Annotated in this window: 15 protein-coding genes; 8 read left to right on the forward strand and 7 right to left on the reverse strand. The window is 63.7% G+C overall.

The features are described 5' to 3' along the window. Positions 1–10: 10 nt before the first annotated feature. Positions 11–976, reverse strand: a complete 966-nt coding sequence (locus tag Har1129_RS12925; protein WP_191906167.1) for a lamin tail domain-containing protein — start codon at positions 974–976, stop codon at positions 11–13. An 84-nt stretch (positions 977–1,060) separates the two neighbouring features. Here Har1129_RS12925 and Har1129_RS12930 point away from each other — a divergent pair, with 84 nt between their 5' ends. Continuing rightward, a complete protein-coding gene (locus Har1129_RS12930; protein ID WP_151101033.1) occupies positions 1,061–1,954 on the forward strand; it encodes a CBS domain-containing protein in 894 nt (297 codons plus the stop codon). Between the two features lie 123 nt (positions 1,955–2,077). After that, on the forward strand, positions 2,078–2,812 hold the full coding sequence (locus tag Har1129_RS12935) for a GNAT family N-acetyltransferase (RefSeq protein WP_151101034.1): 735 nt from the start codon (positions 2,078–2,080) through the stop codon (positions 2,810–2,812). A 20-nt stretch (positions 2,813–2,832) separates the two neighbouring features. Here the strand turns inward: Har1129_RS12935 and Har1129_RS12940 are convergent, their stop codons facing one another. The 4 genes from Har1129_RS12940 to Har1129_RS12955 all read right to left on the reverse strand — a co-directional run bounded on the left by Har1129_RS12940 (position 2,833) and on the right by Har1129_RS12955 (position 6,055). Next, positions 2,833–3,879, reverse strand: coding sequence for a nucleoside recognition protein (locus tag Har1129_RS12940; protein ID WP_151101035.1), 1,047 nt, complete (start codon positions 3,877–3,879; stop codon positions 2,833–2,835). A gap of 126 nt (positions 3,880–4,005) precedes the next feature. Continuing rightward, on the reverse strand, positions 4,006–4,572 hold the full coding sequence (locus tag Har1129_RS12945; protein ID WP_151101036.1) for a magnesium transporter: 567 nt from the start codon (positions 4,570–4,572) through the stop codon (positions 4,006–4,008). After that, complete coding sequence (locus Har1129_RS12950) at positions 4,573–5,151, reverse strand: magnesium transporter (protein ID WP_151101037.1); 579 nt, start codon at positions 5,149–5,151, stop codon at positions 4,573–4,575. A 55-nt stretch (positions 5,152–5,206) separates the two neighbouring features. Continuing rightward, positions 5,207–6,055 carry a hypothetical protein gene (locus Har1129_RS12955; protein WP_151101038.1) on the reverse strand — a complete coding sequence of 283 codons (849 nt, stop codon included), beginning with the start codon at positions 6,053–6,055 and terminating at the stop codon, positions 5,207–5,209. A gap of 131 nt (positions 6,056–6,186) precedes the next feature. Here Har1129_RS12955 and Har1129_RS12960 point away from each other — a divergent pair, with 131 nt between their 5' ends. The 6 genes from Har1129_RS12960 to Har1129_RS12985 all read left to right on the forward strand — a co-directional run bounded on the left by Har1129_RS12960 (position 6,187) and on the right by Har1129_RS12985 (position 11,918). Next, a complete protein-coding gene (locus tag Har1129_RS12960) occupies positions 6,187–7,581 on the forward strand; it encodes a substrate-binding protein (RefSeq protein WP_151101039.1) in 1,395 nt (464 codons plus the stop codon). 131 nt (positions 7,582–7,712) lie between these two features. Beyond that, on the forward strand, positions 7,713–8,651 hold the full coding sequence (locus Har1129_RS12965) for a branched-chain amino acid ABC transporter permease (protein WP_151101040.1): 939 nt from the start codon (positions 7,713–7,715) through the stop codon (positions 8,649–8,651). Then, positions 8,648–9,739 carry a branched-chain amino acid ABC transporter permease gene (locus tag Har1129_RS12970; protein WP_151101041.1) on the forward strand — a complete coding sequence of 364 codons (1,092 nt, stop codon included), beginning with the start codon at positions 8,648–8,650 and terminating at the stop codon, positions 9,737–9,739. The genes Har1129_RS12965 and Har1129_RS12970 overlap by 4 nt, the downstream gene beginning before the upstream one ends. Further along, the gene (locus Har1129_RS12975; protein ID WP_151101042.1) at positions 9,736–10,494 is read left to right on the forward strand and encodes an ABC transporter ATP-binding protein; all 759 of its coding nucleotides are present in this window, start codon (positions 9,736–9,738) and stop codon (positions 10,492–10,494) included. Before Har1129_RS12970 ends, Har1129_RS12975 begins: the two co-directional genes overlap by 4 nt. After that, positions 10,491–11,234: an ABC transporter ATP-binding protein gene (locus tag Har1129_RS12980; protein ID WP_151101043.1), complete on the forward strand. Its 744-nt coding sequence runs from the start codon at positions 10,491–10,493 to the stop codon at positions 11,232–11,234. The genes Har1129_RS12975 and Har1129_RS12980 overlap by 4 nt, the downstream gene beginning before the upstream one ends. Next, on the forward strand, positions 11,235–11,918 hold the full coding sequence (locus tag Har1129_RS12985) for a co-chaperone YbbN (RefSeq protein WP_151101044.1): 684 nt from the start codon (positions 11,235–11,237) through the stop codon (positions 11,916–11,918). 8 nt (positions 11,919–11,926) lie between these two features. Here the strand turns inward: Har1129_RS12985 and Har1129_RS12990 are convergent, their stop codons facing one another. Together Har1129_RS12990 and Har1129_RS12995 are read right to left on the reverse strand one after the other, a co-directional pair. Next, positions 11,927–12,325: a universal stress protein gene (locus tag Har1129_RS12990; protein ID WP_151101045.1), complete on the reverse strand. Its 399-nt coding sequence runs from the start codon at positions 12,323–12,325 to the stop codon at positions 11,927–11,929. 109 nt (positions 12,326–12,434) lie between these two features. Further along, positions 12,435–13,838, reverse strand: coding sequence for a signal recognition particle protein Srp54 (locus Har1129_RS12995; RefSeq protein ID WP_151101046.1), 1,404 nt, complete (start codon positions 13,836–13,838; stop codon positions 12,435–12,437). Positions 13,839–13,910 lie beyond the last annotated feature (72 nt).

Raw genomic sequence — 13,910 nt, forward strand, 5'->3', positions numbered from 1 at the left:
CGCGCTGTGGTCAGTACGACTGCCGCAGAACCGTCTCGCCGTCGGCGTTCCGGATGATAACGGTATCGCCGTCGTTGTTCCAGACCGCCCCGTTCCGGCCCCAGTAGCGTTCGGTGTCAGTATCGCTTCCACTGCCAGTGTATAGCATCACCGACGCGTTCGGCTCAAGGGAAAAGGGAGGGAACGTGTACTGGTGACCTGCATCGTCGCTGACCGTCCACCCGGACAGATCAAGCGCCGCGTCGCCGGTGTTCGTGAGCGTGACGTATTCGTCGTTCAAGTTCTCGTTATCGTTTCCAGCCGCGTTGGCGTTGATTTCCGTGATTGCGAGGCCGCTGGCACTCTCACTGATGGTCCCGCCGTCGGCGATAGCTGTCTGGGTCACAGCGCGTGGCTCTGTGCAGCGCCAGAGCCCGCGTCGTTCGGAGTGGGCCGACTCCTCGGCCGCGTAGAACCGCTCGGCTCGTTCGAATTCGCTGTCGTACACGCGCGCATGGCCGGTCTCGACGAGCCGGTAGTTGAACAGCGTCTCGTCGAGCACGACATAGGCCAGCAGCCGGTCGTAGTAGCCGCGCCGATTCAGGTTCGAGTCGAACGCGAGCCCGACCGTCTCGCCGAGGAGACGCTGCTTGGCGAGCGACGACGCGTTCGTGCCGGCCCCGCGGAGGCAGGACGCACCGGCGTCGGTCTCGGGGACGCCCTCGAACTCCGCTGGGTCGTTCTCGATGTGGACTTCGGGTGTGTCGACGCCGATGAGTCGGACCGTGTCACCAGTCCCGTTCTCGTAGGCGACCTGTATCGTGTCGCCGTCGACGACAGCGGTGACGGTCACCGTGACAGCGGGGTTTGGAACGTCGACCGCCGACCGGCCATCGACGGCGGTCCCCGCGGACTGAGCTGGCGAGTCGGTGAAGCCACTGCAGCCGGCGGCGACCGCGAGGAGGACAACGAGAGCGAACGTGAGCCGGTGCATCATCGGGATATCGGGAGCAGGCGACACAAGAGTGCCGGTGTCACCGGGCGGACTGTTATACGTCTGCCATGTCTGGCTTCCGGTACAATGCTCGTCCCGATGCTAGTCAGAGAGATCATGCGGACGCCGGTCAGAACCATCGGCCCCGACGCTCCAGTCGTCAAGGCGGCCCAGCGGCTCCGCGACGAGGACATCGGCTCGCTCGTCGTCGAGGACGACGGCGGCTGCGTCGGCATCATCACAGAGAGCGACATCGTCGCGGTCACCGCGGCCGAGGGTGACACCAGAGCACTGACGGTCGGCGACGTGATGGCCAAGGAACTGGTGACGGTTTCTCCCGATGCGGACATCGAAACAGCCGTCGAGCGGCTGCGGACGAACAACATCAAGAAACTGCCCGTCGTCGAGGACGGGACGCTCGTCGGCATCGTCACGACGACCAACCTCTCGGATTACATCCCACACCTCACTCGGACGAGAGGAACGGCTGACGGGCCGCCACAGCGAAAGCGGTTCACCCGGCCGGACACGCTGTACGAAGACGAGAGCTGGACCTTCGAGAGCTACGGGACCGCCGACGGCATCGATGTGGGTGATCACGTTCGATTCAGCAAGACGATATCCAAGGCCGATGTGGAAGCGTTCGCTGAGGCGAGCGGCGACACGAACAGGCTCCACCTCGACGCAGCGTTCGCGGACGGAACACGGTTCGGCCGCCGAATCGCCCACGGAACGCTCGTGTCCGGCATCATTAGCGCGGCCCTAGCGCGGCTCCCCGGGCTGACAATCTACCTCTCCCAAGAGCTGAGCTATCAGGGGCCCGTCGGCATCGACGAGGAGGTCACGGCCCGGTGTGAGGTCGTCGAACGCATCAAGGACAACCGGTTCCGTCTGGCCACGGCCGTTGACGATGCCGAAGGCAACTGCGTTATCGAAGGCGACGCCGTCGTAATCTCCGACCCGATTCCGGACACGGCCTGAGCCGACAGTCGGACACATCTCGTCACAGTCGACTGGAGGTGCTCTGAAAGGGCCTCAGTCGAATTTTGTGTTTTGTGTTACCAAATAGCAATTGTTAATATTCTGCTAGTATACATACCCGATATGGACGCTGTCGAACGGCCGACATTCGAGACGAGCGCGGCAATGGAGGTGTATCAGTACGTCGAGCGACACGGGACAGCGGCACGGCACAGAGTCCGTGAGATGGTAGACCTCTCGCCGGAGGCGTTCGAGGAAGCGCTGACACACCTCCTGTCGAAGGGGTACATCGAGGACGATGGCGGAACCCTGACGCTAGCGCTCGATGTCGGGTCCGTCGAACAACACACCACAGACGAATTGACCTACACGATTCGGCCGGCCCACAACGACGATTTCGAGGGGCTCGTCCAGACCATTCGGAACGTCTCCAGCGATGGTACGTACGTCGTCGCCGAGAGCGTCGCCGAGCAGTTGCTGTACGAGGACGCAGTTACACGGCACAACACGGTCGAATCGAGAGTGTTCTTCGTCGCCACGGTCGACGGCGAGGTCATCGGCTGGTGTCACCTCGACATCCCGCAACTGGACAAACTTCGCGAGACGGCCCAGCTCACCGTCGGCGTCAGGGAGGAGCAGCGAGGCCGGGGCATCGGCAGCCGGCTCATGCAGCGCGGGCTGGACTGGGCGAAGGCTAACGGCTACCGGAAACTGTACAACAGCGTGCCGGCGATCACGGAGAACGCGATGGTGTTTCTGGAAGACCACGGCTGGCACACCGAGGGCATCCGCCGGAACCACTACACCGTCGACGGCGAGCAAGTCGACGAGGTGATGATGGCCTACACCTTCGAGTAGCGACGCTGCACCGTTTCTGACTACAGCAACACGACCAGCGCCAGCGCGATCCAGACGATTTTCAGCCCCGTGTTGACGACGATGACTTTCGAGCCGAACTCCCGGCCCCAGATGCCGAACTGGAACGGGATCGAGCGCTTGAACGTCGAGACGGCAAACGAGATGATGCCGCCGACAAGCATCGTCGCCACGGCGGTCCGGGCGGTGAAGGTCCCGTTTCTGATGAGCGGTGCGATGACCGTCGCCCCGGAGGTCGTGTCGAGGGCGTAGGCGGCGATGACAGGGATAGCTGCGCCGGGCAGCCCTAACAGTCCCGCAAACCCGTCGGCAGCGGCGGTGACAGCGGCCCCGTCGCTGCCAGCGAGGGCAAGAATCTCGTCGCCGTAGGCCACGAGTAGCGAGACGACGGCGTAGATAGCTGCCAGCCGCGGCAGGATGTCACGGACTTTCTCGGCCGTCGCGTCCAAGGCCGTCCTGATGGCTGCTCGGCGGCTGTCCGGACGGTCGTCGAACACGTCACCTGCCTCGTCGGCCGTCCCGCCGTCGGGGGCCGGACCGGCACCGGCGGCCGACCCACCGACGTTTGACGCGTCCAGCAGGGCCGCACCGGCCGCGATGCCGGTCAGCGTTATCGCCAGCGCGATGAGTCCGCGAGTGGCGACGTACAGCACCCCGACTCTGAACCCCAGAATAGGGATCAGTATCGGCGCATAGAACGTGATGATATGCTGTGCGAAGCCGAAGAACGTGTTGATGGTGACGGCGATTATCGTCGCGCGGTCGGACAGCACGCCGGACTCGCGGAAGTCGGCGAGCATCCCGTAGCCAGCGGTCGTCGACGCCGTCGTCGTCAGGATAGCAGTGCCGACCTCGTCCGGGAGGTTCGCCGGCGACGTGAGATAGCGCGAGACGACGGCGATCTTCTCGACCAGCCCGAACGCGACCGCCAGCTCCGCGAGGAACACGCCAAACGAGAGGAAGAACGTGATACGGAGGACCCGGACGGCGACCTCCCCGAGGACAGCGACTACCGGATGGCCAAGCACTGCGGCGACGAGCGACTGCACGCCCGAAAGTAGCGGGCTGGCCGGCAAAGGCCCATCGGTAGCGACAGTCGCTTCGCGGGAGGGGCCGTCGCGTGTCCGCCAGCGGCGACCGCTCGGGACCGTCGATACTGCGGCGCGAATCCAATCTCAGACGAACACGCGGACAGCGCCGAACAGCACCACCACGCCCAGCACGTCACAGACGTTCGTGACGACAGGGATGACCACGTCGTCGGGGTCCAGTTCGAACCGGTAGGCGGCGTAGGTCGTCACCGTCGTCACGACGATAGCCAGCACAGCCAGCAGACTCCCGCTGACGAGCGCGACGAGAACGACTGTCCGGAGCGGGAGCGCAGTGCCGCCGATGACGGTCTGGAGGAGCCACGCACCGGCACCGACAAGCGGGAACAGCGTCACCGCGAGGGCAACGGTGGCGATAGCGTTGCCGGCGAGACGGTCGTCGGTCGCCGAAAACGACAGGAGTCCGAGATGGAACGCCGTCGAGAACCGCGCCGCGAGGATACTGCCGAGGTTCCCTGCCATGCCGATTGTCACCGGGACAAGCACGAGCAGCGACGGATACTGCAACAACGTTCCCTCGAAGGTATCGAGGACGAGCCCGCTCCCGAGTTCGATAGCGGTGAGCACGACCAGAATGGGGAACATCGTCCGGACGATTCCCGAAACCGACCACTGGGAGGCGAACTCCGCCACTCAGCCACCCCCCAGCGCGAGGACGAGTCGGGTCGCGCCCAGCAGCGTCGCGATGCCGACCACGTCGCCCGTCGTCGTCACGACCGGGCCGGCCAGCGTGTCCGGATTGAGCCCGCGGCGGTACCCGACGAACACGACAGACACGACAGCGAGAGTCAGCAACAGTCCGGAGACGAAGCCAGCGATAAGCGCAATAGCGACGAGAGTTGTGAGCGGGGCCGACGGTCGCCCGACCAGCGCGAGCAGGGCGACAGCCATCACCGCGGCGACGCCGCTGATGAGCACGCCGTTTGCCAGCGCCGCCGCGACGGCGGCGTTGATGCGGTCGTCGTCGAAGGAAAACCGCGGGTCGATGAGCCCCTGATGGAGCGCCGACCCCAGACGTGCGCCGAGCGAACCGTAGACGTTCCCCCGAGTAGCGAGCAGTGCCGGTACGAGTACGAGCAGCCCCGCAACATCCTGTAACTCTGCGTCCATGCCACCGAGGACAACGCCCGCGAAGAGGCCACCGACCGCACTGAGCGCCAGCACCGGGAGCGACTCCCGGTAGGCTTCGAGTGCCACCTCGCGGACAGTCATTGCAGGGCGAAGGACGGCGAGCGAAAAAAAGCCCCCTGATAGCGCTGGCACCCCCTCAACCGGGAGCCGATTGTGCTCTGTCACGCCACGGTGGCGGCCCGACCGTCGTGTTCCCGACCGCGGTAAATCTGACAGTTCTGGTGACGGTGACCGGTTCGCCCCCCTCCGTTGTCGTGTACGCAGTCCGGTAGTCGCGGACGAGTCCCGACCGAGTGACGTGGGCGACGAGCGTCGCATTCTCCCGGGACGCCCACGCTGTCGAGGTCGTGTTGTCCCGCAGCCGGTCGCCCCTGATGACGTAGACGGTGCCGTTTGACTGCTGGGACTGCAGGGTCCGGGTGTTAAACGGGGCGACGGTCCGAGTGACGTCAGCGGCTGGACGGCCGTTCAGCGCGGCGGAATGGACCCAGTACCGCCACGTTCCGGCGTAGCTGTCCGGCGGGTCGTACTCGTTGTAGACAGTCTGATTGTCGCGCACGAGCCGGCGGAGGTACGTGTCGCCGTCGGACCAGAACGACGCGGTCGCCGGCGGCCGACCGAGGAGCACCGGGGCCGCATGGCCGCGGACAGAGATGTTGGCGAGATGCGTCCGGTTCGCGTCCAGCGCGACACGAACGCGGAGGTGGGACCGCAACGACCCATTCGCATAGCGGACAGTTCGGTTCATCGTCAGCGTGTACCCGGTTCCGTTGAGTCGGTCGCCGTGAGCGGACCCGAGGAGCGATGGACTGGTGACGCCCGTGGATCCGACGCCAACTGGATACGGAGTCACGGAACCGGTCGGCACTGGGGCAGGCGTCACCGGCGTCGACGAGTCATCGGCATCGCTGAACCCAAACCCCCCACAGCCTGCAGTAAGGACGACAGTGATGACGAGTAGCTGCCACCCCATATCCCTCGTCATGGTATAACAAACCATTCAGGTCGGAAGAAGTCTACGGATCGCCATTTATTCGGAATCTGTCGGTATATAGATGTGAAATCGTTGATTAACCTACCGAAACTATTATGATAGATACAGACACCGTATGGAACATGCCAACTAATGGCAGATCGGTCAACCGACGACAGTTGCTGAAGAGTACGGGCGTCGCAGGTGTGGCAGGGCTGACGGGACTGGCCGGTTGTTCCGGTGGCGACGGTGGCGACGGTGGTGGCGACGGCGGCGATGGTGGCAGTGATGGTGGCGGCGACGGCGGCGACGACTACCCGGCACTCGGAAACTTCCCGGTCGAGGGCGACACGGTCACCTTCGGGTTCAACGTTCCACAATCCGGGCCCTATTCGTCGGAGGGACAGGACGAACTTCGGGCGTACGAACTCGCCCAGAAGCACCTCAACAACGGGGGTGGCTGGGTGGACACCTTCGAGGACCTCAGCGGCGATGGCGTCCTCGGATACACGGTCGAGTCGGTGAACGGCGACACAGCGACCGACGCCGACACCGCCCGGCAGTCCGCCTCGCGGATGATAAACCGGGACAACGTGGTGATGATTTCAGGGGGCTCCTCCAGCGCGGTGGCTATCGCCGTGCAGGGGCTCTGTCAGTCGGAGAACGTCATGTTCATGGCCTGTCTGACTCACTCCAACGACACGACCGGGAAAGACTGCGCCCGGTACGGGTTCCGGGAGATGTTCAACGCGTACATGACCGGACAGGCACTCGCCCCGGTGCTTGAAAGCGAGTACGGCTCGGACAACTCCTTCTACCAGCTGTACGCCGACTACTCTTGGGGCCAGACCCAGCAGGACTCGATGAACCAGTTCCTCTCGGAAATCGGCTGGGAGGAAGTCGACAGCGTTCCGACGCCGCTTGGGACCAGCGACTTCTCCTCGTATCTCTCGGAGGCCGCAAACAGCGGCGCGGACGTACTCGTGCTGAACCACTACGGGCTGGACGGCGCGAACTCCGTCTCGCAGGCCGTCGACGCCGGTATCGACGAGGACATGGAGCTTGTCGTTCCGCTGTACAACCGCCCGATGGCGCAGGCCGCCGGTGGCTCCATCGAGGGTATCTACGGGACGATTGCCTGGGACTCCCAGATCGACAACGAGGCGTCGAACGCGTTCACGCAAGCGTTCCAAGACGAGTACGACCGCGTCCCCTCCGGACCGGCCCAGCTCGCCTACGCACAGACGCTCCAGTACGCGGCCGCCGCCGAACGAGCGGGCACGTTCTACCCGCCGGAAGTCATCCGCCAACTGGAGGACTACGAGTACAGCAACATCGGCATGGGCGCGGAGACGATGCGTGCCTGCGACCATCAGGCCCAGCGTGACATCCCGGTCGCTCAGGGGCTCCCGGCGAGCGAGCAGGGCGACGGGAACTTCATCGAGATTGTCGAGATCACGTCCCGGGACGACGTCGGATACGGATGCGATTCCGGGCCAGCCGCGGAGTGCGAACTCGGCGAGTACGGGGACGAATAGGCCACAATTCGGACAGGGGCCGTACCCCTCATGATTTATAGTGCATGAGTTCGCCTTACTTGATACACAAAAACTAGCATGATTAGGAATACGCAGATAGTACAAGAAGAGTGTGGTGGGGGGAATCCGGCGTGACGCTACTCGCGGATATCCTCACCATCCTATTGAATGGGCTACAACAGGGCGCGATTTACGTCCTGCTCGCGGTTGGACTGTCGATTATCCTCGGGACGCTGAAGTTCGTCAACTTTGCCCACGGGGCACTGTACCTCGTCGGCGCGTATCTGGGGCTGTTCATAACTGGACAGGTGCCGTTGAATAACGGCCAGTTAGCGGAGTGGGGAATCCAGTCGTACGGTATCGGACTGGGATTCATCGCTGCACTGATCATCGTGCCGATTGTCGTGTTCGTTATCGGACTGCTGATGGAGCGGTTCATCGCACAGGCGTTTTACGACCGCCCCGACACCGACCAGATTCTCGTCACGTTCGGACTCGCAATCATCGTCCAAGAGATGCTCCGGGCACTGCTGGGCGGGAGTAGCCAGCCGTTCCCACAGCCTTCGTGGGCATCCGGCCCGATAGCGCTGCCTGTGGTCGGGAACTTCCCGCGCTGGCGGCTTGGCGTCATCGCAATTACCGCAGTCCTCGTCTTGGGGGTGTACGCCCTCGTCGAGTACACTGACTTCGGCCTCATTGTCCAGGCCGGTACCCTCGACGGCGAGATGGTTCGCCTGCTAGGGATCAGACTGAGCAGACCATACCTCGTCGTCTTCGGCATCGGTGCCGCACTCGCCGGCGTGGCCGGCGTCGTCGGCGGCCCACTCGCCAACGTCAATCCCAACATCGGCACTGAACAGTTGGTGCCGGCGTTCCTGACTGTCGTCATCGGCGGCGTCGGGAAAATAGAGGGGGCCGTCGTGGCCGGCCTGATGCTGGGCACGCTGCAGGTACTCCTCATCCAGACCGGCTACGCCGCTTGGAGTCAGGTCGGTATCTACGCGCTCGCGGCCCTCGTCCTGCTGGTGCGTCCGCAGGGCCTGCTGGGCTCGGAGGTGGATGTCTCATGAGCGACGAACCGCGCGACGCGACCGCCACGGCAGCGGCCGACGCGGATGCGGAGGTCACCGGCGGGCTTGCCGACCGGTGGGCCAGCTTCCGCGACCGGGAGATATCGACGGTGCTGCTCACAGTTGTGGGCGTGGCCGTCTTCCCGTTCCTGTTCAACAACTTCCTCGACGGCTACACGCAGCTGGCGACGCTGATGCTCATTTACGGCATCTTCGCCGTCGGGTTCGACATCCTGCTGGGATACACCGGCCTGCTATCGTTCGGCCACGCCGTCTTCTTCGGCGGCGCGGCCTACGCCGCTGGTATCTTCAGTGCAAGCGTCAGTACCTCGCCGCTGCTGGTGCTGCTCGCCGGCACGGTGTTCGCGGTACTACTGGCGTGGATTGTCGGCTTCCTGTCGCTGCGCCGCGGCGGGATTTACTTCGCTATCCTGACGCTGACGTTCGGCCAGATGTCGTTCTATTTGGCGGCATCGCCGCTGGCCTTCCTCACGAACGGTGAGAACGGCTTCACCTCCGTGGACATCGGCCACCTGCTGGGCGTCATCGACATCCACGGCGGCGTGCCGTTCCCGCTGACGATGCTGGTCGACAACATGCTGTACGTGTTCGTCGCCGTCATGACGGTGCTGTCAGTCGCGATGGCGAATCGCATCCTGCACTCACCATACGGAACCGTGTTCCGCGCTATTCGGGAGAACGAGCGACGGGCGGAGTTCGTCGGGCTGGACGTCTGGCGGTACAAACTGATGGCGTTCATCATCTCGGCGGCCTTCGCCGGCATCGCCGGGAGCCTGTTCGCCATCGAGGGGAACTACGTGCCGCTGCAGTCACTGTACTGGACCGAGTCCGGTCGCATCGTCATCATGACCGTCCTCGGCGGTGTTGGGTCGCTGTTCGGGCCGCTGTTCGGCGCCGGGCTGTACCTGTACATCGAAAACATTGTCAGCGGGTTCGAGACGCTCGGCCCGTTCTGGCATCTCATCCTCGGTGTTGTGTTCGTCGTCGCTGTCGTCCTCTTCCCCAACGGCATCTGGGGCGGTATCGACTACGTTCGTGATATGGTTGTCGGAGGTGAAGACGAATGACGGTTCTCAAAACGGAACAGCTCACCAAGCAGTTCGGCGGCCTCACGGCCGTCGACGAGGTGGATCTGGAGATCGAACAGGGCGAAGGTGTGAGCCTCATCGGCCCCAACGGCGCGGGGAAATCAACGTTTATCAACCTCGTCACCCGGCGGCTCGAACCGAGCTACGGTGAAATCGCCTTCCAAGGAGATTCCATCATCGGGATGGACCCACACGAAGTCGTCCAGAGAGGGATGAGTAAGTCCTTCCAGACAGCCTCTATCTTCCCCGAGCTGACCGTCAAGGAGAACGCAACCATCGCGGCGCTGGCGGCCGAGCACGGCTCGTTCCGGTTCAACTTCTTCCGGCACCAGAACAGCTACCCGGCGGTCGATGAACTGGCGAACGAGGTCCTCGAGTCGGTCGGCCTCTACGACGAGCGGGAGAACAACGCCGACAGCCTCGACTACGGGAACAAGCGCCGGCTCGAACTCGGCATCGCGCTGGCCGCCGAGCCGGACATGCTGCTGATGGACGAGCCGACCGCCGGCATGAGCCCCGACGAGACCAAGTCGACCGTCAAACTCATCAAGCGAGTCAAGGAGGAACTCGATCTGACCTTCCTGCTGGTCGAACACGACATGGAGATTGTCTTCGACATCTCCGACCGCATTGTCGTCCTCAACCGCGGGTCAGTTATCGCGGAAGGGACGCCGACAGAGGTACAGAACGACCCTGCAGTACAGGAAGCGTACCTAGGAGGTGTCGAAGAATGACACTGCTCGACGTAGACAACATCAACGGCTACTACGGCGAGAGCCACATCATACAGGACGTGTCGATGAACGTCGACGACGGCGAAATCACGGCCCTACTGGGCCGTAACGGCGCGGGGAAGACCTCGACGCTCCGGTGTATCTCTGGGGCGACGCCGCCCGATGTCCGGAGCGGCGCGATCCAGTTCGACGGAACGGATATCACCAACGACCCGCCGGAGGACATCGCCGTCCGCGGCATCTCGCTGGTGCCCGAGGAACGGCGCGTGTTCACTGACCTCACTGTCGCGGAGAACCTGCACCTCGCGGACACCGTCCGCAACAAATCGAACACATGGGGTCGAAATCTCGATTTCCGCGACGAAGGGATGTCGACGGAGGAGATCTACGAGTACTTCCCACGGCTCGACGAGCGCCGGTCCCAGAAGGCCGGCACGCTCTCCGGCGGCGAACAGCAGATGCTCGCCATCGCCCGCGCGCTCCACCAGAGCACCGACCTGTTGATGCTCGACGAGCCATATGAAGGGCTGGCACCACAGATTATCGAGTCCGTCGAGAACGCAATCGAGCGCATCAGCGAAGACGGGACGACGATACTGCTGGTCGAGCAAAACGCCGTGGCGGCGATGAAAATCGCCGACCGGTGTTACGTGCTGGACCGCGGGCAAGTGGTCTTCGAGGGGCCCGCCGAGGAACTGCAGAACGATCAAGAGATGCGTGACAAGTACCTAGGTGTCTGAATGTCGGAAACCCAATCCGCCGAAGCACTACTCGACGCACTACAGTCGGAAGGTGTCGTCGTCATCGACGAGGAGACGGACGCGGTCAGCACAACGGAAGCGTTCGAGGCCGACCGCGGGGTGTACTACGACACCTACGTCACGATGGGCGAGACGGAGTTCCACGAGTCCGTTGCCGACGTGTTCGGCCTCGATTCGGCCGCCGAAGCGGCCGAGCGGGTCGACGAACTCGACGTGTCGCGCGAGGAGTTCGCCACGTTCCTGACCCTGCGGTCGAACGTCGACGACTCCTACACCACCGTGGAGCTGACGACGATGGCGCAGATGGCGACCGAGCTGGGGCCGGAGACGCCGGTCCCCGACGCGGTCGAACATCTCGACGACGACAGCTACGAGGCCTTCGTCGACGCCCACGACCGGTGTGTCGTGACCGTGTGGAAGCTGTTCTGTGAGCCCTGCGAAGCGATGAAAGAGGAGCTAGACGAGGTTCTGGCCGCGTTCCCCGAGGGTGTCCCAGTCGCCGGTATCGCCGGCGAGCGGTCGCCGGAGTTCTGTCAGTCGGTCGGTGTCAACGCGGCGCCCGCCGTCGTGCTGTTCGAGGACGGCGAGCCCGTCGAACAGATCACTGGCCGGACGGACCCGTCGCCGCTCGCGGAGCGAGTCGAAGAAGTGTACGGGGTCTGACTGCGGCGTTACTCTTCTTCGCCACTACAGACCAGCACGGAGCGGTCCGTGCCAAGAATCACGCTCTGTGTGACACTCCCGAACAACACCTTGCCGGTCGGCGTCCGCTTGCGGCCGGCGACGACAACCATGTCGGCGTCCTGCTCGTCAGCCAACCGGAGGATCGCGTCGGCGGGTTCGCCGCTTGACTCCTCTAAGGTGACCTCGACACCGGCGTCCTCGAGGACATCTCGTGCCCGGCGCACGGAGGCCACCTGATCGACGGACGCCCCTTCGGGGTTCTCCTCGAAGTCGTGCAGCAGCGTGACGCGGACCTGACTGGCGTCCATCGGAATCTCGGTTATCGCTTCCGCGATAGCGGTCCCACGAGCCTCGCTTTTGTCTATCCCAGCGACAATTTCGTACATACTCGCTTCATCCGTAGGACGGGCCAACCCTTAGTTCTGGCCCGGATTTCGAACATAGATTATCAAAAATAACGTCCCAGATCACATCTCGCGGATCGGCAAAGCGGAGTCAGTCGCCGAACGGCCCCATACCGCCGCCGCCCATGCCGCCCATGCCGCCGCCGCCGCCCTGCTGCATCTGTTTCATCATCCGCTCCATGTCGCCGTCGCCCATGCCTTGGAACTGCTTGAGCATCTGCTCCATCTGTTTGTGCTGCTGGAGGAGTTCACGCACCCGCTCCTCCGGCTTACCTGAGCCGCGGCAGATGCGTCTTGTTCGGGACTGGCCGACAACACGGGGGTTCTCCAGTTCTTCCTCGGTCATCGAGTCCATGATGACATCGAAATCCCGCATCCGCTCTTGGGTCACGTCCATCGCGTCGTCCGGGAGCTGGTCCATCAGCCCGCCGCCCAAGCCGGGAATCATATCCATCACTTGGTCGAGCGGCCCCATGTTGTTCATCGTCTGCATCTGCTTGCGCATGTCCTTGAGGGTGAACTGCCCCTCCAGCATGTCCTCGGGGTCCCAGTCCTCCTCGTCGCCTTCCTGCGTTTCCTCCATCGCGCGTTCGACGCGCTCGGTGAGCTGCTTGAGGTCGCCCATCCCGAGCAAGCGGGAGATGAACCCGGAGGGTTCGAACCGCTCGATGTCCTTGACTGTCTCCCCAGCGCCGAGGAATGCGATGGTTGAGTCGGTCTCGTTGACCGCGGCGAGCGCGCCGCCACCTTTCGCGGTCCCGTCGAGCTTCGTGATGACGACGCCGTCGATGCCGATGGCCGCCTCGAAGTCAGCGGCCTGACTCTTCGCGCTCTGTCCCATCGCCGCGTCCAGCACGAGCAGGTCGCGATCAGGCTGGACCTCCTGTTCGATGCGTTCGATCTGCTCGATGAGCTCCTCGTTCAGGCCGTCACGACCCGCCGTGTCGACGATGCGCACGTCCGCGTTCTCCGTCGCTTCCAGCCCGTCGCGGGCGATTTTCACGGGATCGTCTTCGTCGGGGTCGCCGTAGAAGTCGACCTCGGCGCGCTCGGCCATCTCCTTGGACTGGTCGTACGCACCGGGCCGGTCCGTGTCAGTCTGGATGATAGCCGGCCGGAGCCCCTTCGTCGAGAACCACCACGCCATCTTCGCGGCCGTCGTCGTCTTCCCCGACCCGTACAGCCCGGCGAGCATGATGGTCTGCTCTTCGAGTGGTAGTTCGGTCGACTCGCCGACGAGATCGACCAGTTCCTCGTAGACGATTCGCAGGACCCAGTCCCGCGGCGTCGTCCCTGCCGGTGGTTCCTCCTCCAGTGCGCGCGTCTCGATGCTGTCAGAGAGGTCCTGTACGAGTCCGACATCCACGTCGGCCTGCAACAGCGACCGCTGAATCTCTTTGACGATGTCCTCGATATCTTCTTCGGAGAGCCGGGACTTCCCCCGGAGGTCATCAAGTGTCCCCCGAAGCGAACTCCCAAGATCGTCGAGTACCATTGTTGGCGCGAGATACGCGACCACGCGGGTAAAGGCTTGTTGTCGTGCTGTCGGCCCGTAGTCTCAGACGGG

The organism is Haloarcula sp. CBA1129 (assembly GCF_008729015.1).
Lineage (GTDB): Archaea > Halobacteriota > Halobacteria > Halobacteriales > Haloarculaceae > Haloarcula.